Annotated in this window: 17 protein-coding genes; 4 read left to right on the top strand and 13 right to left on the bottom strand. The window is 40.4% G+C overall.

Annotated features, from left to right (window positions below):
- The first annotated feature begins 104 nt into the window (after positions 1 to 104).
- From CA265_07090 to CA265_07075, 4 genes are all read left to right on the top strand, one after another.
- Positions 105 to 563: a transposase gene (locus tag CA265_07090; protein ID ARS42910.1), complete on the top strand. Its 459-nt coding sequence runs from the start codon at positions 105 to 107 to the stop codon at positions 561 to 563.
- 16 nt (positions 564 to 579) lie between these two features.
- On the top strand, positions 580 to 1260 hold the full coding sequence (locus CA265_07085) for a hypothetical protein (protein ARS39429.1): 681 nt from the start codon (positions 580 to 582) through the stop codon (positions 1258 to 1260).
- 139 nt (positions 1261 to 1399) lie between these two features.
- Positions 1400 to 3781: a penicillin-binding protein 1C gene (locus CA265_07080; protein ARS39428.1), complete on the top strand. Its 2382-nt coding sequence runs from the start codon at positions 1400 to 1402 to the stop codon at positions 3779 to 3781.
- 142 nt (positions 3782 to 3923) lie between these two features.
- Complete coding sequence (locus CA265_07075; protein ID ARS39427.1) at positions 3924 to 4904, top strand: N-acetylmuramoyl-L-alanine amidase; 981 nt, start codon at positions 3924 to 3926, stop codon at positions 4902 to 4904.
- A gap of 9 nt (positions 4905 to 4913) precedes the next feature.
- Here CA265_07075 and CA265_07070 read toward each other — a convergent pair whose 3' ends face one another.
- The 13 genes from CA265_07070 to CA265_07010 form a co-directional block, all read right to left on the bottom strand.
- Positions 4914 to 5453, bottom strand: coding sequence for a hypothetical protein (locus CA265_07070; protein ID ARS39426.1), 540 nt, complete (start codon positions 5451 to 5453; stop codon positions 4914 to 4916).
- A 2-nt stretch (positions 5454 to 5455) separates the two neighbouring features.
- Positions 5456 to 9169: a hypothetical protein gene (locus tag CA265_07065; GenBank protein ARS39425.1), complete on the bottom strand. Its 3714-nt coding sequence runs from the start codon at positions 9167 to 9169 to the stop codon at positions 5456 to 5458.
- A gap of 2 nt (positions 9170 to 9171) precedes the next feature.
- Complete coding sequence (locus CA265_07060; protein ID ARS42909.1) at positions 9172 to 10524, bottom strand: AAA family ATPase; 1353 nt, start codon at positions 10522 to 10524, stop codon at positions 9172 to 9174.
- Positions 10518 to 12005, bottom strand: coding sequence for a hypothetical protein (locus CA265_07055; protein ID ARS39424.1), 1488 nt, complete (start codon positions 12003 to 12005; stop codon positions 10518 to 10520). Before CA265_07055 ends, CA265_07060 begins: the two co-directional genes overlap by 7 nt.
- Positions 12006 to 12009: 4 nt before the next feature.
- Entirely contained in the window at positions 12010 to 15672 is a 3663-nt protein-coding gene (locus CA265_07050; protein ID ARS39423.1) for a hypothetical protein, read from the bottom strand.
- Between the two features lie 11 nt (positions 15673 to 15683).
- A complete protein-coding gene (locus CA265_07045) occupies positions 15684 to 19631 on the bottom strand; it encodes a hypothetical protein (protein ID ARS39422.1) in 3948 nt (1315 codons plus the stop codon).
- On the bottom strand, positions 19632 to 22721 hold the full coding sequence (locus CA265_07040) for a hypothetical protein (GenBank protein ARS39421.1): 3090 nt from the start codon (positions 22719 to 22721) through the stop codon (positions 19632 to 19634). It lies immediately after the preceding gene.
- 3 nt (positions 22722 to 22724) lie between these two features.
- Positions 22725 to 23144 carry a hypothetical protein gene (locus tag CA265_07035; protein ARS39420.1) on the bottom strand — a complete coding sequence of 140 codons (420 nt, stop codon included), beginning with the start codon at positions 23142 to 23144 and terminating at the stop codon, positions 22725 to 22727.
- Position 23145: 1 nt separating this feature from the next.
- A complete protein-coding gene (locus tag CA265_07030; protein ARS39419.1) occupies positions 23146 to 23424 on the bottom strand; it encodes a PaaR repeat-containing protein in 279 nt (92 codons plus the stop codon).
- Between the two features lie 2 nt (positions 23425 to 23426).
- Complete coding sequence (locus CA265_07025) at positions 23427 to 25154, bottom strand: hypothetical protein (GenBank protein ID ARS39418.1); 1728 nt, start codon at positions 25152 to 25154, stop codon at positions 23427 to 23429.
- Positions 25155 to 25160: 6 nt separating this feature from the next.
- Complete coding sequence (locus CA265_07020; protein ID ARS39417.1) at positions 25161 to 25880, bottom strand: hypothetical protein; 720 nt, start codon at positions 25878 to 25880, stop codon at positions 25161 to 25163.
- Positions 25881 to 26056: 176 nt separating this feature from the next.
- Positions 26057 to 26515, bottom strand: coding sequence for a glycerol acyltransferase (locus CA265_07015; protein ID ARS39416.1), 459 nt, complete (start codon positions 26513 to 26515; stop codon positions 26057 to 26059).
- A 5-nt stretch (positions 26516 to 26520) separates the two neighbouring features.
- Positions 26521 to 26955, bottom strand: a complete 435-nt coding sequence (locus CA265_07010) for a phage tail protein (GenBank protein ARS39415.1) — start codon at positions 26953 to 26955, stop codon at positions 26521 to 26523.
- Positions 26956 to 26959: the final 4 nt, after the last annotated feature.

Here is a 26959-nt window from a genome sequence, read left to right as displayed (position 1 = left end):
ATTTAATGACAATGGATAAATTATTTGAAGCCAGAAGAAAGAATTACATTGAAATCGGACAAATTTACTTTTGGACAGCAACTATAAATAAATGGCAAAAATTATTGTATAGAAATGAATTTAAGGACATCATATTGAATTCATTTGAATACCTGAGTAGATTAAATAAGATTGATGTTTTCGCATTTGTAATTATGCCTAATCATATTCACACCATATGGAGAATCAATGAATTAAATGGGAAAGAAACAGCACAAGGCTCTTTTTTAAAATACTCAGCGCATGAGTTCAAAAAACTATTAAGTCCAAATGAGCTCAATAATTATCATACAAATTCCATTAATAAAAATTATGAATTTTGGCAAAGAGATCCTTTAGCAATACATTTATATACTCCAGAAGTTGCATATCAAAAACTGGATTATTTGCATAATAACCCTTGTACGGAGCATTGGCAATTAGCAACAGAACCAGAAGATTATTTATACTCATCAGCTTCCTTTTACGAAAAGAACAAAACTAATTATTCGTTTTTAAGGGATTTAAGATTAGAATTTTTATAAACACATAAAGTGGTTCGTGGAGACACAAACCATTGCAATAGCAAAACAGAAATCAGCCCAAATGAAAATTATATTTACAATTCTTGTTTTTTTTATTCCCTTGTGTTCAATCGCACAAAAAACCGCAATTGTATCCGACAGTAACTACCAGATGGGATATGTTTACCTTAAAGGGGCATTTAAGCCAAAAGTACTTGCCGAAAATGACCTAAATTTTAATCTGTTAACTTATTTGACTACTTATCTAAATAAAAAAAATATTGAAAATAAGGAATTAGAAAATTTTGATTTTAAAGAACTTGAGTATTTTTCTCAGCGATATAAATACAAAAAAATGGTTGCCTATGCTGAAGATTTCTGTATTAAAAATAACCTGGATCAGATTATCATTATCAGAACAAAAAATGCCTACACCTTAACAGATCCTATGCAAATGTTTTTTGGTTTCGATCACGATTTTGGCATTGCAACATTGAGCATGTATGATAAACGACCGATGTTGTTCTATAATTTTTCGATCATCAGGTATTTAAAAGGAAGCAATGATTTTAAAGTACTCCTGGAGCCTGGTTACAAAAATCAAAAATTCGATGATGTGGTTTTTGATAAAGAAAATTACAAACTTATAAACGATAAAGTTTTAATCCACTTTCAGCCTGTTTTTGAAGCCATATTAATTAAGGCACTTGATAAATAAATTTTTCAAGCGCCTAAGCTTACCAAATCGAGATCAAATATTTTAAGACTGTATCTAGTGTAGCGTCACGCTACGACTTTCGAAAATAAAAAGATAATAAACGTCTTAACGAGGCGATAAAACCAGCGTTAAAAATTAAATGAACAAAATCCCAAAAGCTTTCCTCATTTCCGATCTTTTTTGCTTTGCCCTGCTTCTGGCATTTCTCTTTTCGCTGCCCTCAAAATTATTCAAAACGCCTACTTCCTTTGTAATTGAAGCCAGCAATGGCAATTTATTAAGTGCAGCCATTGCCAGCGATGGACAATGGCGCTTCCCTGTTGCAGACAGTGTTCCGGTAAAATTTAAGGATTGCATTATTGCTTTCGAGGATAAGCGGTTTTATAGCCACTTCGGCATCGATTTTTTGGCCATGAGCAGGGCGATGCGGCAAAATTGGAAGGCAAAGGCTGTGGTCAGTGGCGGCAGCACATTAACCATGCAGGTAGTCCGTTTATCGCGAAAACAAGACCGAACGCTTTGGCAAAAATTTTTGGAAGTGATTTTAGCCCTACGCTTAGAAATAAGGTATTCGAAAGAAGAAATTATTGGTTTGTATGCCGCTAATGCCCCATTTGGAAGTAATGTTGTCGGTTTAGAAGCAGCGAGCTGGCGCTATTATGGTCGCAATGCCAAAACCCTTTCATGGGGCGAAATGGCAACATTAGCCGTACTCCCAAATAGTCCTTCATTGGTTCATCCTGGTAAAAACTCGACAAGATTAATTAAAAAGAGAAACGATTTATTAGATAAGCTGGCAAAACTAAAATACATCGATCAGGCAACGGCGAACTTAGCTAAGCTGGAACCTGTTCCGGGCAAGCCTATGCCCTTGCCACAAAATGCGCCGCATTTATTAAACCGCTTTAAGGTAGAACAGGCAAGTCTTAAAATCCCTTCCACCAGAATCACATCTACCTTAGATGAAAATATACAACTTAAAGTCAATGCCATATTAAAACGATACAATAACCGTTACCGGGCAAACGACATTAACAATATTTCGGCCCTGGTATTCGATGCCAGAACTGGCCGGGTGGTAAGTTACGTAGGCAATATCTATCAACCGGAAAATGCCGACCTACAAAGTCATGTTGACATGATTAAGGCACCACGCAGTCCTGGCAGTACCTTAAAACCCTTGCTTTACGCCAGTATGCTGAATGACGGCTTCATAATGCCGCACACCTTAATTCCTGATATCCCGACTCAAATAGCGGGTTATTCGCCACAAAATTACGATCTGGGTTATGATGGTGCCATTGCCGCCGATAAAGCGTTGAGCCGTTCGCTAAACATCCCTGCGGTAAAAATGCTGCAACAATACAAGTATGAACGTTTTTATGATAAACTCAAAAAACTGGGCATAGGAACGCTGAACCAGCCGGCAGATCATTATGGTTTGTCGTTAATTTTAGGCGGTAGCGAAGTGACGATGTGGGACCTGGCCAATACCTATATGGGAATGGTACGCACCCTGAATCATTTTAACACCTATAAAGGCTTGTATAATCCTGAAGATTATAAACCTGCAAGCTATTTCAATAACGACGGTAAAGATGAAAAAGATTATCAACGTACATCCTTTTTAGACCACGGCTCCATTTGGGCAACTTTTAATGCAATGGAAGAGGTAATGCGTCCAGGTGATGAAGGCTTATGGGAACAATTTTCTTCATCGCAAAGAGTAGCATGGAAAACAGGTACAAGTTTTGGTTTTCGCGATGCCTGGGCCATTGGTTTAACGCCAAATTATGTGGTTTGTGTTTGGGTAGGCAATGCCGATGGCGAGGGAAGACCTGGCCTGGTTGGAATTGAAGCCGCTGCTCCAGTTTTATTCGATATTTTCAGGTTATTGCCCAACGGAAAATGGTTTGAAACACCAACCACCAAATTAAAAAAGATAAAAATCTGCAAGCAGAGTGGTTATAAAGCTGGAGAATACTGTACCAATGTTGCAGAAGAATTGGTGCCTGTATCAGGAGAAAAAACGGCAGTTTGCCCCTTCCATAAACTGGTTCATTTAGACCATACCGGTACTTACCGGGTAACCGATCAATGTGAAAGTATTACCCATATGCAACACAAAAGCTGGTTTATTTTACCACCAGCAATGGAATATTACTACAAAATAAAAAATAGCGATTACAAATCCCTCCCTCCTTTTAAAGATGGCTGTGACCTTTCAGGCGGTAATAGCGTAATGGAAGTAATTTACCCTAAAAATAACGCCATAGTTTATATTCCCTTGGAGCTGGACGGGACAAGAGGTAAAATTGTGATTAATGCAGCGCACAGAAATCCAGGTGCTAAAATATATTGGCATATCGATAATGAATACGTGAGCACCACCACTAATTTTCATCAATTGGCTATTAGTCCGTCGCCAGGTAAACATACTTTAACCTTAGTGGATGAAAACGGTGAAAGGCTGGTACAAACTTTTACGGTTTTGGATAAAGAGAAAAAAAACAACAGATAAAGGCAATTTAACCGAAAAATACAAAACATAACCAATTGATCTTAAAAAGATTATAAAAACTTTAAGTATATTTAGTAGAACATTTAGAATTTCAAAATTTTCATCCTTCTAACAATTAAGTTTTACCTTAACCAATGTTGTTATGACTAGTAAATTCGGTTTTACCAAAATGGATATCAATGAATTTGAAACGTGGATTTCAAATTTAAGAGTTGCCCGCACCATCATACACATTCAAGAGCATCATACCTGGAGCCCTAGTTACATCAATTTTAAGGGCAATAATCACTTTGATTTACAGCAAGGAATGAAAAGTTACCATGTTAGCCATAATGGCTGGATGGATATCGGTCAACATTTTACCACTTTTCCCGATGGTACAATTTTAACGGGTAGAAGCCTTGAAAATACGCCCGCTTGTATTTTGGGCTTTAATACGAATGCCATTTGCATTGAAAATCTTGGGGATTTCGACACGGGAAAAGATGCAATGACCGCTGAGCACAAAAATACAATCATAAGGATAACGGCAGCGCTATGTAAAAAATTCGGTATCGCAGTTAACAGCGACAATGTAGTTTACCACCATTGGTTTAATTTAACCACCGGCGTAAGAAACAATGGAACAGGTAATAATAAAACCTGCCCGGGCACTAATTTTTTTGGTGGTAACAAAGTTGAAAATTGCAATCAAAATTTCCTGCCATTGGTAATTGCAGCTTTAAATGGGACTATTCCGCAACCTGCGCAAAATATTCTAAAATATGTTGCAGTTACGGCCGATAGCCTAAACATCAGGGAAGATGCGAATGCCCAAAGTAAAAAAGTTACAGGAGTTGAGCCAGCCACATTAGGGGCTATTCTGCGTGTATATGGAGCGAAAAACGGCTGGTATAAAATATCAGCATCGCAACAGCATTGGGTTAATGGAAGTTTCACCAAAAATGTAACCAGGGCAACTGTTAAAGCCACGACCTTAAATGTAAGAAGCGGACCAGGCACCAACTTTCCAAAAATTTCTGCACTCACAAAAAATCAGGAAGTTTTTATCGTTGAAGAAAGTAATGGCTGGCGTAAAATAAGTAGCGATAACAAATGGGTAAAGAAGGAATTTTTGAATTAATTTATTTGGCTACTGAAAATTTTCTTTCCACTCGCTAAAAGCTTTTCTTAATTTAAAAGTAGCTAAAAAACTTTGTATTGGATCTTCCATTTTACCAACACCTTGTTCATCAATAAAATTATACAACACATTATAATCCTGATAGTCTGTATGAAACCTTTGTAACTCCTTTTCGAGATAGTTTTTATCAAAACGTTTTAAGGCCTGCTTTTCTGTTTGCCCCATCCGTTTTGCAAAATCCAGAAAAGTTAAGCATTGGTACATTAAGCCTGTACCATAGTATAATAAGGCCAAAAAAGTTTCAAAATCCCTGGCTGCAATATCAAAAGGAATGCCTTCAGAACTTATTAATACAACTGGCAAGGCATTTTCATGCTTCCAGATTGCCCAGGCAGAACCATTATTTGACTCTGCGAAAACTTCCAAATCTTTTGCGTTATAATTGGCTATTAATTTAGTTAATATGCTATTGTCAGCAGGCTCTAAATCAACTAAAAAGCCCTCCTGATTATTCAAAAAAGCCAGGAATTTAATTATGAGATTTTCCATATCTATGTTTTGTATCGATCTAAATTTTGTGTTAACATAGCTTGTTCTCCTTGTAAAATACGTGTTTTTAATTCATTGTATAAATCGGTTTTATCGGTACCTGTAAAGCCCACCTCTCCCAAATCTTTCCAATTATCGTGGGTTTCTGCCTGATTAACCACTCCCCTCATTGCCTGAACATCTGCACCCAGCTCTTTTTTCAATAGATCTACATTATCCGACCGTTTTTCTTTAGGCGTTTTAGTTCTATCATGCCTGATGGCATCAACCGCAGCCGTAAAGGCTTTCAAAATCGGATTACTTTTATGACCAAAAGTCCTACCTGCTTCGTGCCTGTATTTGTGCAGATTAATTACATAGGCCGAAGGTGCGTGGCTACCGTCCAAAACATCTTTTATAGGATTAATTGGCGGGAAATAAGGTTGCGCTGCCGAATAAATGAGTGCGGCTGCCTGAGGTTGATGATCACCCGTCATTTGATCTCCTTTTGGTATTGGTACACTTCCATAGGTGCCGGCCAAACCTTCTAAGGCATAACGATCTCTGGCATCTGATAAATTTTCTCTTCCTATTAACGACCTCAAAATAGTGGTTAAAGCGATAGAATTTGTCCAAAAATCGCTAGCATATTTTTCCAGATCTGCTTGTTTACTTGGATCTATTGCTCTACCTGTATTGTCATCAACTTTAATGGTATTTAATTTTTGCAGATTTGGCGCTACGCCTGTACGGTATAAATTTTGTGCGGTAACAGCCTGAATATGTTTTGGATCTGTATCCGAAGTTGTATCTATAATATCCTGTAAAAATTTCTCGATAGTAATTGGCTCACTGGCCATCATTTCTACCCGATTCCCTTCGGTACCCCTTATAAAAATTAAATGATGCTCATTGTTTACATCATCAAATGGCTCGGTCCTATCGTACCAGGTATCATCGTTAAAGCCTAATGGTGATTCGCAGTTTGGAGAAAATACGGTTAAAGCAACGGTTGTGTATGTGCCAGCAGGAATTACCGTATGGTTTCGATAGTGATAATAAGGATACATGATGCCGTGAACTACCGACATTCTTGGCCTTACTGTAAAATTGCTCCTGTCGATATAGGTATCTGCCACGGCATCTGGTAGGGTAGAAATATATTGTAAATCATCAGGAACACCTGTTGCCGCTTGCGCTTCTGCCCTACAATCCGTCTTATAATCTGTCCATCTTTCACCACCTGCAGCAAAATCTCCCGACGGTGGGTTAATACTATAATGATAAAAATCTGGTCCAACTTCATTATTTGGTCCACCACCGCCTGGTGGAACATGCGGTGTTATTGGTGTTGCAGAACCAATAGCTTTGGCGGTTTCTGCAAAATACATAGGTCGAGGATCATAAGGTGGTAAGCCAAAAGCCCATGCCGGGCAATTACCAGCCAAATTATTACAGGCACACTCTATATTTGCGGCCATGTGCCAAGGCAAAATCATTGCCCAAGAACCTGTTTCCCCTTTTACATCGGCAGCCCAATCAAATCCAGCATCGTGTTCTCTACAGCCATCATGGGTATGGCAGTTTTCGAACATGGTATATTCCCAAAGTGTCCCAGTAGCTGGATCAATTTCATGATGTATAGCTTCATGCTGGCATGTATCGCAATTAGGTCCGCAAGCGCCTCTACATTCAGACCCACTGGCTAGTGGTGGTTTTTTTTGATAAGCTTCTAAAGGTCCACCTAACCTGGGACCAGGGCCATATGAACCACTTCCAGGAGCACCTGTTGCGCTCCAATCCCAGCTTCCACCATTTTGCGATGGTAAATAATGCAAGGCTCTTAAAATACCACATAATCCTGAAATCAACGGGCAATCATCTGTAAAACCCTCACTTCGATCTATAGCCAATCCAATATTATCAAAAGGAATACCGGTTAAAGTTGGTGTAGCTACGCTTACACCTGTAATTCCAACGCCAGGAACACCGCTAATGCTACCCGATAAACCAAGTGAGGCCGCAGCATCACCATGCCATTCGTAAGGTTGCCAGTATATCCGGCATAGGTTAAAGCCAAGCACGCTCAGCTGCGCATAAGCACCGGCAAATAAATCAGCAGCGACACCAAAATCCAGATCTACATCAGGGCTGGCCGTAATGGTACCTCCGCCATATGATAATGAACCACCAATGTGTGTGGTTTGCATGCCGATAGCTCTAACAAATACAGCCGGACCACCTTCGGCACTTAAAAGCGGAATACTTACCGGTACAGGCACTGGCCCAACTGGTATAATTCCACTTAAACTAAGCTCACCTTTTATTCCTCCCCGCAATTCTGCACCTAATGATAAAGCACTGGTAATGCTGATACCACCGCTGATGCTGTAGTTACTGGTTAAAGGATTGATTAAAATATGTGTCGGGTCGAAACAAATTGGCCCGATCTGAACCTGAACTTCTGGTGTAATGCTTCCTGTAATGCCGACTTCGCCCGAAATGAATACATCAGGAGCGATTGGCATGGCAAAAATCGGGATCATTAAATCTTCCTCTATAGCATCGAGCGTAAACTGTTGACTATGTCCATCCAACGGGCAACCACCAGGAATATCAATTTCCAAACCACTGGTGGTTATTCTTACGTCAACACCTAAAGCATCGGCCAATGCCTGGGCTGCCTGTCCGGCTTCGGTTGCCAGCCAGTCTATTGCTTCTACGCCTGCGTCATAAACCGTTCCGGCGGCATCTGCTACAGCTCCTGCAGCTGCACTGGCCGTATCGGCAACAGCACCAGCTGCATCGCTCAGTCCTTCTCCTACGGCATCAACACCGCCGGCAACATCCCCTGTAAATTCATCCCAACTGTAGCGCTGTATATCGGGCGAAGCCCCTTGCTGCATCGTATGCGTTAACTCATGTGCCAGTAAAAACCTTCCGCTTTGCGAATTTGGATTATACTCACCTTTGTTAAAATAAATATTATTGCCAACGGTAAATGCCCTAGCATTTAAACTATCGTTCAATTTCGCAGAGTAAGAAGTATCATGAATCCTCACGCCCGAAAAATCACCTCCCATTTTACTGCCTAAATCGCGGCTCACGTCTCCGGGTAAGGTGGTACCGGCACCTTTCGTTGCGTTAATACCCAATTGCACACCCGATGGCGCAATTCCTCCTGCCGCAGAAGCCGATTCTGATTTGGCCTGTAATACCTCGGGTTGATCTATATCTTTTAACTCTTCTGGTTTACGCGATACTTCTTCTTCGTGCTCACAACTACATTTGCGCTGAAGTTTATTTTCTGGTGTTACCTTCTCCTTTTTCGATACTTTTTCTTTCTCTGCACAACTGGCGCATTTACGTTGGAGCTTAGTTTTTTCTTTACGAGATGCTTTTTCTTTATCTGCACAGGTTGCACATTTACGCTGTACAGCAGGCCTGGCAGCCAACCTCATGATGCTGCTTTCCTTACGGGAAACTTTTTGTTCCTGCTCACAACCCGAGCATTTTCGTTGTACCTGCATAGCAGATAACGAACCACCGGTACCAGCCATGGCAAAGCCCGCATTCGATGGCATCCGCATGACCCTTTCTGCAACCTGATCGGCTTCTTTCTCCTGCGGATCGTTTGCAGCCCCAACCTTCAGCTTGGTTTGGATAGCACTATTCCCTGGCCTGCTGTGTGTTACAGACCTGGATGGAGAATTTCGATATGCCAATATGCTGCTCATGCCTATAATGTTCGCCCTGATTTTTTTAATTCGCGTTTAACGCCTTCAATAATATCTTTTTGCCTGATTTCTTTTCCCCCTTCTTTAAGCATCTGCATGGTGGCATACTGCACCACGTTAATAATTACACCACCGGTAAGTTCAAATTTCTGGGCAATCTCATCGAGGTTTATCTTTGCTTCCATTTTTGTAAATGGCGAAAAGCCCTGTTCCCAGAGCAGGGCCCGCTGACTGGCCTCTGGCATCGGAAATTCGATTACTGATTGAAAACGGCGCAAAAATGCCTGATCGATATTTTGTTTAAAATTACTGGCGAGAATAACCAGGCCATTGTGGTCTTCAATCCGTTGGAGCAGGTAACTGGTTTCCTGATTTGCATATTTATCCCTTGCATCGCTTACATTGGTACGTTTTCCGAAAAGCGCATCAGCTTCATCAAAAAACAATATCCAACCCTGATTTTCGGCAGCATCGAATACCTTGGCCAGGTTTTTACCGGTTTCGCCAATATATTTGCTTACTATCCTGCTTAAATCGATGCGATAAACCGGTAAATTATGCTTTTTACCCAAAACAGCGGCTGCTAAAGATTTCCCTGTGCCGGGCTGACCGTAAAATAACGTTCTGAAACCGGGTTTTATCTTATGTTTCAGCCCCAGATCGTTCATCATGGTCGGGCTATGCTGTAACCATGCATTTAACAGCTCCAGGTGTTCGCGGGTATGCTCGGGCAAAACCAGATCGCCATATTCCATATTGGTTTCGATCAGGTGAGCCGGAAAATCAGTTGAAAAACGGGGTTTGCTTCTTTCGCCTGTGGTAAACTCTTCGAACCAGTTTTTACTAATGTGTAATGGGATACTCGAAATAGGTTCACCAGGTGGAAGCGGCTCATACTCCAGTACATTTAAGGCGAAAAGCGGATTTCGGGCATCAAATAATTTCATCAGATCAAAGCGCAGCATTAAATTATCGGAAGCAAGCAAAAACAAAAAAGTTTCGGCTGTGGGTAAAAAACCACTAAAAACGTTTCCTTTTTTACCGCCAAATTCCGTAAATATCTGCCCGGTTTGTGGATTGTTCACCAGGAAAATATCCAGGCATTGTGGTTTTATCTGACTCACCATGGAAAGGAAAAGCAAAAAACGCTCGGCAAATTTAAACTGATACTTAGCCAGAAACCTCGCATAACTACTATCGAAATTGCTTAAATCGGGCGGGTGGGCATCAAAAATACGGGTACCAGCAGCCACATTACCGGCATTAATGGCGCTACGCAACTGCAACACTTTTTCAAACCAGTTTAATTCGGCTAAAAGTGCATCTGCATTTGCCTGCAGGTTATTGTTTACCAGTTCAGGTTGATTAAATAGTTGTTCCATGGTAAGCGTATTATTGATATCGGCCAGGGCAAAGTGTCTAATAAAACATCAAAACCCTTTTTTTCTACATATAAATGGTAATCGCCGGCACGGAAAATTAAACTTCCGTCACGTTTTAAAAAGGTATCGGTAAAACCCTGTACCGTTGTTGATCCAAGTTTCGACCAATGTTGAATTACTGTCCTTTTTAATTCGTTGGCTTCTGCGAGTTCTTCTTCCGTAAAGGTGATCTCGTGTAGATGGATTACCGTTTCAGGATCAGCACCACACAATATTTTATTCAAAACCAACAGCGTTTCGTCTTCGGGCATTTCGTTGTAAATTAAATAATGCAAGTATACAATGGCTTTATTCATAGCCTTTTCATCAATAAATGCATGGCCATTTAACAACTGCAGAAAATTGAACAGGTTTTTAAAATATGGATAAAGCAAAACCAAACCTGCATTTTCGATTAAAACCGAAGCTTCCTTTTTAATTTCACCAGTTTTTTTCGGATTGACTAAGTCTTCCTTTTCTTTAAATTTTGGTTTAATTGCTGTTACATCCTGCTGCTTATGAATGGCAGCGATTAAATTATTAAACCGTTCGATTATTGTTATAGCCTCATTTTTAAGCACGGCAGCGGTAACTGCCAATTTTAAACTTGTTATTAATTTAGCTTTTAATGCCGGATTTTCCTGAACCAGGTTAAAAAGCCACAGGCCAAAATCATCGATTTCAATACTATTTTTTTCTTCTTCTAAAGCACCGAACCAGACTTCAAGTATTACATGATATAAATGAGCATTAATATTTGGTTCTAAATATTTTAAAATTGAAATATCTGTTTTAAAATTATGAAGCTGGTAAAAAAACAACTGCCTGTTTACCAGCTGCATTAATCTTTTATAACTAAGGGTATTACGTTTTATGAGCTGGATAAACTGGCTGAAAATTTGTCGATCGTTATTAAAAAGTTTGACTAAAACCGCGGCAGGCTTAAATGCTGTTCCATCAGGCAGCCACCAGGGTTTTAAACCGGTTTGACAATAAAAGGCTAAGGATTCATAATTATCGGCCTCTGCTGCGCGATCAGGTAAAACAGATTGATCTTTTGCAAAAAGATTCTCTTGACGTGCTAAGTGCTTTATAAATGCCTGAACCTCCGGTCCAAGAATATCAATATTAACTTCTTTATGATAATTCTGGTTTCTAAAATAAGTACACACCTGAATAACAATCTGTTCTTCAATATTTTGAATCAGTTTATCTAAAGATAAATTTCCCAGATCTATATTTAACTGATCGATGCGAATGGTTTGGTTGAATGCAAATTCATCAAAGATAGAATTGAAAATATCGGGCAATCTTGTTTTACAAAAATCGCCGATTTCTGCCTGCACCTTTTCCCAATCCTGTTGACTGGCAACAGTGAGCAACATTTTTTGCGATTGGATGAGGTGTTTATTCATCACATTATTTTTTTCCTAAATCAAAATTTTCAACAACATCTTCGTCAACAATTTCAGTATCTCTTTCTTGTCTTCCCTGAGGTGCAATTCCTTCCATTACAATATGGTATTTGCCTGGATTTAAATTAAAACTGTATTTGTTTCCTGTAAACTCACCCTGCTGTATCGGTGCGCCAGCAGCATCTGTGATTGTAATTTTAAACTGTTTAGCATAAGCCACGTTACCACTTAATTCGTAAGTATCCTGACCAATACGTCCAACGCCAATAAAGAAAGTAATCAAGGCTGTACCTACCTCATTACCGGTTTCGCTTTCGATAACGGCATACTCCAATTCATCTACAGCAACTACCGATCTTCTGGCACGGCTATCTTTTGCAACCTTTTCCGGGTCGAGGGTATATACCAAAATCTGTTTATTCAGGTTTGGTTTAGGTTCATAAACTTCTTCCTCAAATTTTACCGATCCCAAATTGGGCCCGTTTTTAACAATAACCTTATAATCGCCGGGATGGTAAAGATTATTGAGTACCTGTATTTTAGCGGTATTAATTCTGCTTGGAGTATAGACCACAAAACGCGAAATGGGCGCTACCAAAGGTGTAAGTTCTTTATTGCGGTAATCTTTTGCATCGCATTCGCAACAGCCATCATCTTCGTAAAGTGTAAAATCGGCAATCACGTTATCGGCAATGTTTGGCAATCCTTCCCTACCTATTTCTTCTACCAGTTTATCATACTGTTCGTTAAAACTGGCTTCGAACTTGCTTAAATAATCTCCTCTTTTTCGCTTTCCCGTAACAATGATTTCTTCAAGCTCTTTTTCTCTGCCTTTTTCTACAGCTTTACGTTTTTCTGTAAGCACTTTTAAATGACCTTCGTATTCTTTTAAAGCCTCGGCCTCTTCTTTTCTGGCCTTTTCGATCACTTCTTCGCTGACTTTAAGTTTTTCTGCCAGCTCTGATTCCATAGTCCCGGTAAGTTCCTTCAGCTCTTTTGTTTTGTCGGCTTCGGTATTTTTCCTTAATAAGACTATTCTTTCTTTGTATTCTTTTTCGAGTGCTTCAGTTTTAACAGCATCTTCGCCTGTAGATTTTAAACTTCTTATTTTATTTTCAAGCTCGCTTTTTATGGCTAATTCTTCTTTCTTGATTTCATCAGCTGTAAACACTTTACGCTTATTAATTTCTTCGATCCTACCTGCTAAAGCTTCTTTATACTGGATTTTAACCTGGCCAAGTTCGTTTTCATGTTCCTCTATGCGTGTTTTTATTTCAGCGGACCGGGTTTCATAATTTGCCTTCACCGTTTTTTCAGCCTTCGTGATTTCTGCTATTTCAGTCTCTTTATGCGTAACTGGCACGGCCACTGGTGCTTTGCCAATAGTTTGGTATTCGATTTCACGACCTGTATGGTAGAGCAATAACAGCGTATTGCCCTTATTTACACCGGCCAAATGTTCTACCGCACCCGCCCTTCTGATATAATCATAAAACGAAATATTTGTACCGAGGCTTTTGTTCCGCTGCGACCTGATATCGGTTAAAGTACCAATATTGATATAAGGCCTGATCATAAATACATTTAGCGCCCTGTGCACAATGGTTGCCGCCATGAGATAAGCCATCAGTTCTACATTGCCCTCGTTATTAATGATTTTGACCATGAGTTTCATTCCCTTCACATAAAGCGAAATTAAACCTGTATACACCGATTTGAAACGGTTTTCGTCAAAGTCGGAAAATTCCAGGGTGAGGGTGGCAATCAGTTCTTCAATGTTATCGTTAAACTGGGCAACCATATTCAACGCATCACGCTGCAGGTCATTGGGCGTTTCTTCCAGTCTTCCTTTACTGTTATTTATTCTGGAATAATTGGCTTGGTTTATCCGTTCGTTAACCATGCCGGCTTTAATAAAAACATTGTTGATGTTGCCGAAAGTAGATGTTTTTTCTGTCTGGCCGTTTGTATCGTTAAAAGTTTCGTTTCCGCCAGCTTTTGCATTAAAACGGGTTTCTTTTTTGGTATTTACACCAACAACGGCATCTTTTGCCGCATCTTTTACATCATCAAACCTTGCGATCATTTTTTCGGCCAGGGTACTGTATTTGATCAGGTTATTGAGATAATACAGCATTACGTTCCGCCACACCAGGTACTGCGAATCGAGATCGGGATAACGGCAAATGTTTTTTGTTGTTCCTCCCTCGCCCATAAAGATGGAACGTACCTTAAAAGGAAGGTTCAGGTTACGCTGTAGTCTTTCATACTGTTTTACTGCCACATCTTCTTCAATGGCCAGGTGACCTTCCATCCTAAAAAATGTGGTGTCAGAAAAATTGTAAAGCAATGGTGCCTCCAGTTTGCTTTTACCGTAAGTCTGTAAATTTAAGGGCAGTTGATAATGGTAGCTGAGCGGTTTGCCATTATCGCAGCCATGGCATAAAGATTCGTTCCAGTAAGTTTCAAAATCGGCAATACCGCGGTCGAAGTAAATCGGCAAAGCCCTTTTGCCTATATTTTGCCACTTTTCTTTACTCGGGGTAGCCAAAATACCGCGGTCGTTTTTTTCGTTCTGGCTATCGTAAAAACCTGTTAACATGTTCAGGGTTCTTCCGAAAACCGTAACCAGTTTTTTGCTCCAGTCTTTATATTCGTTAAATAACGGCGAGTATTCAAACTCCTGACGAAAAACAGATGGCGGACAGGTATCGCTACCCAACATTAAATGCATAGGGAAAGCATCTTCATCGGGCAAACAAACACTGTTGAGGTGCATGGCGATGCAGCGCAACTCTTCGTACGATTTTATAATATCTTCAAAGGCATCGTACACGTATTGAAATCCATAAGCCTTACCGCTTAGGTACTGCGCAGAAAGTTCGATCAGTTTTGCCTCCCATGTGGCGCGTATGCTATCAAAATCGTAATTGGGAAAATGGCGAGTCAGTGCCGGCAGTTCACTATAAATAATCGCCAGTTGTTTGGTGAGCTTCTCTAGTATTGCCGCAACCGGACTTAGATAAGTATTAACCAAAGCAGGGTAATTAGCTGCAGCAATTGGTGTAATTAAAGCCCTTGGATAATCGATCGTTTCCAACTCATACAGAGCAGGATACATAGCGCCGCCTTTATTTTTATTTGAGGTATTGATATTGATCAGATCGGTTCTTTTGATCAGCAATTTGCGGATAGTAAAGGTATTTTCTTTACCAAGGTCATCGCAGCTTTTGCCCAAACAGCTTTTAAGGTCGCGGGCTGCCGATTCCAAAAATAAAACCACTACATAATCGCTCAAAACCAATGCACCAGTAATTGGGCCGGCTCCCATGGCAGCCGCATTTTCTGCGGTAACCAATTCTAAAAGCGGGGCATTATTAAAATATTTATAATCTAAGCCATCGGGTAAGGTATAAGGTTTATAGTGTGTTAAATCGCAATCGCCAAGTGAAATGAGAAAACCCCATGAAGTTACGCCGAGCCCTTTTGAAATGTGTACGGTATTTTCGCCGTAGCTTGCATGTAGACCACAAACGATCCCCCTGCCGATCAATCTAATCCTGGTTAACCTGCTTTCCTGAAACAAAAACTGCTGTGTATTATTCAGCTGACCTGCTGTTAGTACCTGATTTTCTTCAAAAACCGTTGTTTTATTAATGAGTTCCATAGCTAGATTAGTTAAAAAATACCAATGTTAGTTTGATTTAGGATTAATGGATTTTTCTGCACTTCGTTTTCGTTACAGCTATGCAGTTTGCCGGATGGATAAACGCTTCTTAAACCCTGAATTGCTTCTATAAAGTTTTTCAGCGCTTTTACCCTTTCTGCGTCTCCTGGACTGCTTGTATTGATCTGGATCAGCCAGTTTTTATAGGCTGTTTCGAACTGGTTCATCTGTAAGGGGTTTACCCAGCATACATTGAGTACTACATGTGCCGGGCATTCTTCTCTCAGCGTTTTTTCAATAAATGTTCTGAAATTCCGTTCCCTGAAACGGTTTGGCCAATAAGGTAATACCGCGGTCATCACGAAACTGTAGGTATCGGCAATTTTGCATTGCACACAATCTACATCCGTGTGGATATCCAATAAAGTATCAAAATCACGTTTTTTAGGTCTTAAGAGTAGATGTTCGATCAAATGTAGTCCTTCACGATCGATAAATATCCTGTTAAAGAAATTCACCATATCCAGTCTGGCCAATTTTTCCATACCGGCCCTGATGATAATGGTTTTAGGCGTTACATTTTTGATTTCGAACAATTTGGTGTAGCTCAATTTTGGCGCTACCACAAAATCGAGCAGGATATCCGAAATAATAGTGGTCTTATTATTGGCAAAACTGATGTTCAATATTTCGAATTCAGTTCTCTCTGCTGAAGGTATAATGAAATTCATTTTATCACCTATGCGCAGCCTGTTGGTTAAATCGCTGCCGGTAACAGTAAGCTTGCGGCCATTTTCGAATATATAAGCGTTAAATGTTTCGCTGAAGCTTAATTTACCATCAGGATAATTATTTGGTAGTGTTTCATTAATTTCTACTTTAATATTTGGCCCAAGGGCCACCGTATTTTTCACGGTATAAGTGCCATTATTGGATAGAGAATCAACAATATTAACTACTGGAGAGGCTGTGCTGTCTTCAATAATTTCAGCCAGCTGATGGTTATAATTCTTGCCTTTATGTTTGCCCAATGTTTCGCCGTAAATATCGAATATTTCGAAATGGTAATTTGGATCGTACACTGTTACATTTTCGGGCACAAAACGATAATAATCTTCATCTGAAGCGAAACGGATAAATTTCCAAAGTAAATTTGCAATGGTATTACTGGTGGTTTCCGCAGCATCAGCACCTTTTACTTCCGGGCCTTCAACCTCTCCGGTGATGATTACTTTTCTACCTGCATCTTCTGTTGGCAAATCGAACAGTTCATATTTAATCGTATGCAATGGCGGCGTTGTAGTGCCATCTACGGTGTGAGAAGTAACCTCGAAATAATTAAATATGGGCGCAGCTAAATTTTTACGATTGCTTAAAATATTACCACATAATTCTTTAGTACATAGATCACTATGACTATTAATTAACGTATTGCTATCGGCTTTAGTTAATGCGGTATTTTTACTTTTTGCGATAACTTTTTGTTCAATTAAATCGGCATAAAGCAAAACCTGGAATTTGCCCGCAGCAGTTCCTGCGATTATCTTATAATTATTGATGTGTACGGCAGCACTGATCAGTTCTTCCATTGCGGCTTTTGCCAATAACTGATCATTAAAACTATTGATGCCTTCGAAAAGGATTTTTGTAGATACTTTGGTATCGATGCTCCATTTATTGCTTACAGGCAGGATCCTGAAAGCATTAGAAAAATGTAAATCATCAGTTTTTTTAGCATCAATCCCAAGGAGCATACCCACACGTTTTTCGTAACCTGAAACATTTTGATAAAACCAGTTCAGTTCATTTTTGTAATTAAAAGCCTTCCCGCGATTACTGCTGATTTCGGGATAGGCATTTAAAAATGAAAGTTTATCTTTAATCAGTTCCGCCCCTGCTTTTTGTCCCTCGTTGGTATAAGCAATGAGTGCATAATCGCTAAACTGTTCACAAAAACGCGCCAAAAGATGATCGAGAAACCGGTTTTTACGCTTTTCGTAAACGCTTTTACTTTCGGTAATGCCCTGTAGCCTGGTTGCGTAATCATTTACGAAAATCTTTTGATCTGTAGCATGGGGCACGATATCGGCATGCACGGCTGTTTTTATTAAAGACTCACTGAAGTAAGTTTTATTCAGCAAAGGCTGACCAAATTCATCAAGTTCCTGGTTTAGGCTAAACAAGGCTTTTAAACCGTTTATCTGCTGCAGGTAATTGTACAATAACTGATCGAAAAAAGAAAGGAAACCTTTAAACTGCTTGGCCTGTGCCAATCGCAGGTTTCTTTCATCATCTACAGTTGGTAAATTAGGAATACCTTCACTGCCTACACCATATATTAAAGGAAAATCTTCCTGTACAGAGGTGTAATCAGTTATTTCACGCCAGTTCCCGATGGGCAAAGCCCTATCCAGAATTGGATTTTCGGGGTAACGTTTTCTTGCGGTTGCGAAAAGTCCCCTGTATCTGGCTTCCATTTCATGCTGATCGAAAGCAAAAGGAAGTTTGTGTTTGAAAAACGACAAATTGGAAAGCTCGGTTGATAACCTTGGCACATAAAATTTATCGATGGCTAATGAAAGGCACCATTTTACACTTTTTTGGGTAATATCATTACTGCCATTATCTTCAGGGAAATTAGCCAGCTGCAAACCACTAACGGATTGCACCACCTGTTTACCATCAATTTTAACATCCATAATAATCCTGATCAGATCACTTACATGGATGGTACATTGCTGTTCAGAAGCATTTAACTCGTCATCATCGATAAAACCATGTGTTAAAGCAGGTCCGTCGAAAATTTCTTCAGTAGTTTTGCCTTTATTTTTCATATCAGGTAAACTGTAAAAATATACATCCGGAGAAAGAAACTGCGCCAGCTGAAAATAGATTTCGGCAGCAACAGTAGCAGCATCAACAAAAGGATCGATCTCAATATCGCCGCATATTGCTATTTCTTCCACTTTTAAAGCCCGGGTTTGGAAATAATCCTCGCATAGCGGTCTGTTATCATTTAACCTGTCTTCTGCCTTTTTAATGATGTTTTTAATGATGGCTATTTTGCGTTTATAACTTTGTAACAGTCCATTTGGCGCATCAAAAATGAAATGATTCAGTTCAGTATCTATTTCGCTCAAACCGGTAATGGCTACAGGTACCCCAGCCACTTTCTTGGTTCCTGCAAGTGTAACCGTATGATCCAGATCGTTACTATCAATCAATTCATATCCTGTCGGAAGTTTCTCAGCCTTGATTTTAAGACTTTTAATGTTATTGATAATGTTTGTATCACTATTAAAATCTATAGTAAGATCATCCCAGCGGGGAAAATGGATGGTTACATTAATTTCTACACCTTCCAACCATAAATCGCTGCTAAAATTATTAATGATGTAGGTTCCTTCCATGGCATTGGAGTTTAAATCGCCATAAATAATGGATTGATCAAACTCGATCAGGAAATTATACAGGCCCTTTACAAAATAACCTGTCCCATCTGTTGCGGTAGGGAAATACTCCAGTTTTTGTTGTGCCTGGTTTACGTAAATTTTCATTTCGGCATCCTCAGCAGGAATCACCCAGGCGTTTTTTATGCCCAAAGTTTCCTGATCAACCTGTACGGCCACATCCATTAACAGTTTCCTGAAATCTTTAATGGTAACCGGCGCATTATGCAGAATCTGCCTTGCGGTAAAAAAGTTATGAAAATCGACCTGGTCAATATTGGGATTATTGGCCAGCAGATCCTGCATATCGAAAGTTAAACGGTAACCCAGGTCGGTTATGGCATAACACAGTGCTTCAAGCGTAGTGATACCCGGATCGTGCAGGTTATAATCAGTCCAGTTTTGCTGGCTCAAAGCCTGTATCCGGTTAATACCCATTTCCCGCAGTTTATCAAACTGCATGCTTTCCTGTTGAGGACTGTTTTTCGATATGGTTTTTAAATCGCTCATTTAATTACAACCGCATTCGTTAACGGGAACAAATTCACCTTTTGCTATAATGGTATTATCATTGCAATCCACACAATCGCAATCGGGATTGCTGATTCCGGCAATGTCGTTGATGTTGATAATGGAGTGATCGGGATAAGCAGTTAAAATACTTGCTGCTGTAGCTGTTTCTGCTGTTTCCAAATCTTTCGACGAGATATCTTCCAATCCTGCAGGCCGGTAGAGGTACATTTTAAAACAGGTAATATAATCTACATAAGCCAACTTCTCCAGCTGATAGATGATGGTCGATTTTTCTATTTTACCACCAAATTCCATTTGAATGGAAGCATTGCCTGTCCAGGGGGCCAAAAGCAACCTGATCTGGTTTTTAAGTTGTGGGAGGTAAATATTTTCTTCGTAACCGTCTCTCAGTTTTACATGGAAATGCAGCTTTATTTCTTCAAAAATTGGGTTCTGAACATTCAGCCTCGCAAATGCCGAATTGGTTTTGGCCAGGTATGCTTTAATCATTTCCAAAGTATTTTTAGAAACCTTTGGTTTTAACGGGTTTGGCGCATTGCTGATGGCTATATCAGGTACGGCAATAATGGTTACATCGCCCGGCGACAAAGCGTTGTAGCTGCTCACGTTACCGTTGTAAAAAGTATGGTTAATGCATTTGGTGGTATACACATTGGGAAATTGTGCCAAAATAAGGCGTTCGTAATCCCACTGGGTGATGGCCCTTCTTTTATGCCTTAATATTTCGCTCACACGCAAATGATAATCGTTGGCATTTTCGGTTCCTTTTCCATCAAAAGAACCATAGGGCTGTACTACTTTTTTTACTGCATTATCGGGGTCTTTTAATTTTGAAATCACGCCTGCTTCGATGGCAATTTTTTCGGGCACCACGTCATTGTAAACTTCAAATTCGGCTTCTGCAGCCTGGGTTGTGATGGAAATAATATCGCATACGGCAGCGGCATTTGCAGTTACCGCAGCCCTGATCCATAACAGGCCATTTGCCAGGAGTGTATTATCAGTATTTACGGTTTTAGGAATATTTAAGGTAACAATGCCCGTGGTTAAAAGTCCGTTGGTTTGTTCTCTTAAAATGTTTATTTTTTCAAATTCTATCCAGATATTATGCTGAAGATAGGCCCATTTGATTATTGCCTTATCAAAATCAGGATTGGCACTACCCTCGCTTACCTGAAACAGCAAACTTAAATTCTGCGGTACAATAGCATCACTTAAACCCATATACAGTTCACCTTCATTAGGTTTAACAGGAAGCAACTGTACGGCACCATGGGTAAACGGATGCGCTTCGGCAAGGCCGAAAGGTTCGATAAAATAAAACCGGTGTATGCGGTTATCATAAGTTGATTTAACATCAGCACTTACCGAAAGATCTATTGTTGCTGCACTGCTATAATCGATTGTTAAATTCTGAATGAGCGGCAAATAGGGTGGATTGGGCAATTTAGGTACCGTGGTTTTGCCTATAACAGCTGTACTGAATACCAGCTGATAATCAGCCTGGCCAAATGTACCTTTGGTGAATTTAAGTTTTAAATAACCGCGCTCGGTTTCGAGGTTATAAGCATCGTTTACTTTGGTGTTGTAATCTGCTTCAAAATCAGCTGGTATACTTAAATCTGTTGAAAACAATGCATTGGGTGCATCGCCATCTGCTGCAGTAAAAAGTGCAACCTCTGGCGCTGTCGAATTGATCCAATTGCGGTGTAAAAGAAAGGAAACTTCGGCTTTAAAATCGCTGTTTTTAACGTAAGTGGATTTATCACGTCCGTTACTGTCGTTAGCCAGATTAACATAGAGATCGTAGTATGTGGCAAAAGTAACGGCAGGTAAACCTAAATATTCGAAATTCAACCTTAAGCTGCTGAGGTTATGCTGAAAAACCTCGTTGCTGCCTACATAAAAATTGGCACCTACACCTGGTACCGGACCAAAAATCTCCATGGGTTTAGCGGCATCCAGCTTACCCAAACTGTTTTGTACGAATAGGTTTTTTACGCCCTGAACATCCGTTTTAATAGCTACGCTATCAATTGCAGCAAAGGTTAAACCGGCATAAAGGTTTGGTGCCGGTAGTAATTCCACTTTTAATACCGGGAAATCGGTCCTGAAATCCTCTACATGAAGTTTTTGACTATAATCGACCAGTTTAGGTATGCTTTCGTCGGCGAAGAGTACCATTTCGAGCAAGCCAGGATTGGGAAATGTTACCGAAGTAATTTCTACTGTTGTCCATCCTTTTTCTGCGGTAATACTGGCCTTAAAATTTTCGGGTTTAATTACCGGCGCTACCAGATAAGGTGCATGATAGCTAAATGACAGGGTTATTTTACGTTTTCCTTCGGCCATCCTGAATAAAGGAGAACTGATGGCAAAACCGATATTGGCGGGAGGCCGCGTTTCGTTACCAAATGTATCCCAGCTGCCATCTTGGTTTACCACTTCTGCACCAATGCCATCGCCCGAATTTGCAACCGGCGAAGCCTTAATCCTTGACTTTTCCGTCTGATCAACCAAAATAGATTTAATACTGGCTACCTGTGCATGGCTAAAGCTAAAATCAGACAGGAGTTTATAAAATTGCTCCTGTTTTTTACTGTTTTTACCCGCCTTAAATTCCGTTTTATCGTTTAAAACATATTGCGATATGTGTTTGGCCAGCGCTACAATGAGGTATACTTTATCGGGGGCGGCAGCCTTTTTTTCAAAACCCAAAACGGTTTCGAAGAAATAATCCAAATGTTTGCCGGTAAACTGGTTAAGGTCTTTTTGAGCAATGGCATATAATTCGAGGAAAGAATCGAAAAGCGCCAGATGGGGTTCGGAAGTACCATCTTTTTTTAATTCATCTATATTGAAAACACTTTGCCAGTCGGTTTTTTTCTCCAGCCCATCATAATAATAGTAATTGATATAGGCTGCAAGGTTATCGCAAAACTGATAAAGGCTTTTTTTATCTCTTTCATCAATAGCAATAAAAGATGTATCCAAGGCTTTGGGTAAGCGGTTTAAACGGTTGGTTCCGTTTCTTGGGTCATTATTTTTATTGCAGTTGGTACTCATTTCTTAAATATTTGTGCCTTCGGTTAAATAATAAGGGTAAACAATATTGTTCCTGGTATTGGTACTCCTGACGGTGTATTCTATTACCAGGTTGATGATTCCGTTTTCTTCATTTTTAAAAACATCCAGTTTATCGAGTTTAATGCGTGGCTCGTAATAAATTATGGCCCTTCTTATCCTTTCGGTGATCCTGGTCACCAGTGTAACATTAATGGGCTCGAAAATCATATCTTCCACATTGCAACCATATTCGGCCTGCATTACCCTTTCGCCCACTGCCGTACCAAAAAGGATTTCGAGGCTCTGGTTAATATCAATCACGTCGCTTACCATGCCGGTTGCAAAGCGATCGGTACCTTCATACTTGGTAATTACTGGCGGAAAAGTCCAGCCTTTGCCTAAAAAGTTATTTTCAGTATCCATTTTATCCTATTGTTACAGTTGGGCAGCCCACTACGGCACTTGCGCCACAAATACAGCTATCGCCGGTTCTTACCGCAGGCAAACCACCAATAAATACCGTTGCACTACCTGCCGGAAAAGGACTTACGGTTGGCTGATGACTATTTGGCGGCAATACACAAACATGGTTATCGCCAACCACGCTGGCAGGCATGCCACCTATTAAAACGGTAGGTACCCCAGGGCCAATTATAGTTCCACCGTGGTTAGTGGTATCGGTTACTCTTGCTGCGTTTGCCATTTTTAATTAATTTGAACCATGCTTCCCTTCACTTTTGTAATCGCCGACGAACTTAATTCGGTGCCTCCGCTTCCGCTTAGTTTTAATTGTGCATTGGCGTTGGTCGTAATGTTTGTTCCATCGATTTTTAAATCGCCTGATGCTTTTAGCGTAATGTCTTTAATACTTTCAATCTTGATCCCGTCCTCTCCCATTTCTATTTTGTTGCCATTCATATCCTGAATAGCGATTTGTTTCTGGTCTTCATCGAGCTTTATGGAATGACCTCCCGGTGTTTCTATTTTGATGATTTTCTTTTCATCATCAAACGATAACTGCAGTTTCGATTTCGTGGATAATCCCTTCAGGTAATTATCATCTTTAGCCTCTACATGTGGTGGAAATGAACTGCTATATAATCGGCCTAAAATCACGGCATCCCTCGGATCGTCGTTTATGAAACCGACAATTACTTCATCGTCTATTTCGGGATTCCAAACCCATCCATGGTCTTTCCCGGCATCTACGGCCGCCAATCTGGCCCAAATCCCATCACCTTCCTTTTCAACGGTAGGCAAACGCACCCTGATCCGGTTTTCACCATCGGGATCACTTTCCAGCTGGGTAACGATACCGATCTGCAATCCATTTACCGGTGGAATGATTCCGGAAGCAGGTTTTTCTACAATATCATCGAAGCTGTAGCTGTGAAGGTTTTTATCAAGTCCGAACTGGACATGACTGTACCACGCTGCTTCGCCTGAATAGGAATGGATTACACCGGTTACCCAGCATTTACCGCTAAAACGTTCACCTATGCCCAACAGTTCCACAATAATTCCAGGTTTCAACTTATGATCACCCTGCACCCTAAAATTGCCGATAAGCCTGTTTAACCTGCTCCTGAACAGTTGTGCACTTGCCCATTCGGCCGATTCCTGTTCGGCAACATTGCCCGAATGATAAAGACTGTTATCTTCCCATCCGAGTACACCTGACAAATCATCGCCCGAAATATTTCCCTGTTGGGGCAACGATTTTGCTGTTGATGTTTCTTCTTTTACTTCCTGGCTGGTATAATTCCAGTTTTTGGTAATCACCTGAGGATATTGCGTACGGGCGTCCATCTGGGCTTCGAAATCGTAAATTTCGGAGCCATAAGTATAGGTAGCCGTAATCTCCTGCCCCGCATCGGGCAAGGCAATGCTTAGTTTTCCTGCCTCAGTTATGATCAAAGCACTATTTAATTCGGCACGGGTAACAATAAAATCCCAATTGCTGCAATTAAACTGTACCAATTGCTTGTGCTGCAAGTCTAATCCATCTATATCGGCAGTAATGCCATTTTGCCCAGCCAGATCGGTAATGGCATCAGCATCACTGGTGTTTTCCCAGATTTTATTTTTACGTCCTGCGGTAAGTTTAACGGCTTTATCCCTGCATTCTATTTCCATCTGACTGCCACTTTCGTTGGCTTTAATGGTTTGACTAATGATTAAACCTGAAAATATCACTTCATTTTCGCCGTTGTAACCAGCGGCAATCTCAATTTCGGCTCCGGGTATAAAATCTGTGCCATTGCTCAATTCAAAATTTTGGGCTGCTGCACTCCCGTCCATCACCACCACCCTGGCCTTTGGTATGGCATTAACCAGGTTGGTAACCACAATTTCCAAAATACCAACCGCATCAGACAAAGCCTGTCCGTTTACTTTAATACTAAAACTCTGAGCACCTGAATTAGCTGGCATGGTAAATTATTTTTCGATTGGAGGGAACGTAATACGCGCTCCCTGTTTTAATTTTCTAAAATTATTCAGACTGTTGGCCTTAGCCACTTCCAAATAATACCTGTCGTTTTTATAAATATGGTATGTCATTAAAGGCAGCGGATTATTGCCCTCTACATTTCTGTAATGTGTTAAATCGGGTGAACTGCGTCGTTGTTCGTTCGATTGTTCGGTGAGTGAGGTATAACTGGTAAAAGTGCAGTCGGTTTTTGCCCTAAGTGGTTTTCCGCTATTATCGAACAGCGTGTAGGTAACTTTAACCGCGGTAAGCATACCCTGAAAAGTAAGCTCGCCCCAGTGTATTTTCAAAAAGTTTGGCTGATGCGTATCTTCCTTAATCTTGAAACAGCTATCGATAAAATGCTCGATCACCTTGTGTACGGTCTTATCATTTTGTACATCGGCCTGAAAGGTTGAACTGCCCGAATAAGAAGCAGATGTGGCATCCCAAAGCAAGTCTAAATTAAGCTCTTTTCCCCTCGACGATTTAAACTCCCCAACCCCATCGGCAGCATTTACCGGTGCATCGTGATCGAGTTCGTTTTTATAATCGATAAAATAAGTATTGGGATTGTACAACACCTTAAAAGTTTCGATGGGTGAACCCGAAAAATTGTTATCTGAATAAACATCTATGACGAGTTTTTCCAGATTGCCCAATCGATCATGCAGTTGACTTAAAGCCATAGTTACCTCTCATTCTTATTTTTGATCTGTAATCTCAACTCCTCCAATGCCTTCTTTAATTTCTTATCCGTAGCCGTTTGTCCGGTTGCACTTGGTGGCGCAGATCTGGCAACATTGTTGGTTACGGTTGCTGTAATATTCAGTTCCCTAATTTCTACTGGCATGTGTACTTGTGGTTAAAAAATTTCGATCCTTCTAAAATACTGGTGTGCAAACTCTATACTTTCTATTACCAGGCCGTTCTGCTGTGCATTAAAACCCTCTACCGACCACTTTACAGGATAAGCATTTACAAAATTCCAGGCCTGCAGGGGAACATGTGCATCGTTCAGCAAAATCAGGGTAATATCTTTAGGGTTGAATGTAAACGCCTCTACCGATTCTTTAAACCATTTCATTGCTGCCGAGCCAATCAACAATCCCCTTTTTAATGTAAGGTTGCTGTAAGTTACCGCAGTTGGCAATTTATGTGCAAAGCGGTTTTCTCCTCCTTCTTTATACTCTTCTGTCGCAATATTTGCCTCAAAACCCGTTGCATCCGTAAAACCAATATCGGGCAGGCCATCATATTGTGGAGATAAACCTTCTATGCGGAGCAAAAAATGGAAACCAACAGGAGGATTTACAATCTTCATAACAGCTAGGTAAACTCAATACTTAAACCTTCGTGTGCCAGTTCAACCGTTTCTATGGCGACTTCGTTACCGGTAGAGTTTAATGTTGGCCCGTCTACTTTTGACGGCCATGCGCCCCTAACTTTCCAAACCACCACCGGTTCGTGACTTTCGTTAAGCAAACTGATTGTTAAATCCCTGCGTTCAATTTTATTCAAACTCACGGTATTAAACCATTGAAAAAGTTCGTTATCGCCTTTTGTTATGCCTCTTTTCATCGAAATGGCAGTATATTGCTGCATTCCGGGCATTTTGGTAACATGGTATTCTGGCGAGTTTCCTTCGCGATAATCAATAGACTGGGTTTCAACGGTTAAACCGCTAACCTCTGTAAAACCAATTCGCGAACCGCCCCATTCCACCTGAAAGTGAAACACCGGCAATGGATAAGTATTTGCCATAATT

This window comes from Sphingobacteriaceae bacterium GW460-11-11-14-LB5 (genome assembly GCA_002151545.1).
Taxonomy (GTDB): Bacteria; Bacteroidota; Bacteroidia; order Sphingobacteriales; family Sphingobacteriaceae; genus Pedobacter.
This window is presented reverse-complemented; position numbering and strand designations above follow the sequence as displayed.

Coding starts and splice junctions, on each gene's coding strand:
- CA265_07035 (ARS39420.1), bottom strand. CDS start 23,144: ATGGATACTGAAAATAACTTTTTAGGCAAAGGCTGGACTTTTCCGCCA.
- CA265_07025 (ARS39418.1), bottom strand. CDS start 25,154: ATGCCAGCTAATTCAGGTGCTCAGAGTTTTAGTATTAAAGTAAACGGA.
- CA265_07050 (ARS39423.1), bottom strand. CDS start 15,672: ATGGAACTCATTAATAAAACAACGGTTTTTGAAGAAAATCAGGTACTA.
- CA265_07015 (ARS39416.1), bottom strand. CDS start 26,515: ATGAAGATTGTAAATCCTCCTGTTGGTTTCCATTTTTTGCTCCGCATA.
- CA265_07040 (ARS39421.1), bottom strand. CDS start 22,721: ATGAGTACCAACTGCAATAAAAATAATGACCCAAGAAACGGAACCAAC.
- CA265_07010 (ARS39415.1), bottom strand. CDS start 26,955: ATGGCAAATACTTATCCATTGCCGGTGTTTCACTTTCAGGTGGAATGG.
- CA265_07030 (ARS39419.1), bottom strand. CDS start 23,424: ATGGCAAACGCAGCAAGAGTAACCGATACCACTAACCACGGTGGAACT.
- CA265_07080 (ARS39428.1), top strand. CDS start 1,400: ATGAACAAAATCCCAAAAGCTTTCCTCATTTCCGATCTTTTTTGCTTT.
- CA265_07045 (ARS39422.1), bottom strand. CDS start 19,631: ATGAGCGATTTAAAAACCATATCGAAAAACAGTCCTCAACAGGAAAGC.
- CA265_07070 (ARS39426.1), bottom strand. CDS start 5,453: ATGGAAAATCTCATAATTAAATTCCTGGCTTTTTTGAATAATCAGGAG.
- CA265_07055 (ARS39424.1), bottom strand. CDS start 12,005: ATGAATAAACACCTCATCCAATCGCAAAAAATGTTGCTCACTGTTGCC.
- CA265_07065 (ARS39425.1), bottom strand. CDS start 9,169: ATGAGCAGCATATTGGCATATCGAAATTCTCCATCCAGGTCTGTAACA.
- CA265_07020 (ARS39417.1), bottom strand. CDS start 25,880: ATGGCTTTAAGTCAACTGCATGATCGATTGGGCAATCTGGAAAAACTC.
- CA265_07075 (ARS39427.1), top strand. CDS start 3,924: ATGACTAGTAAATTCGGTTTTACCAAAATGGATATCAATGAATTTGAA.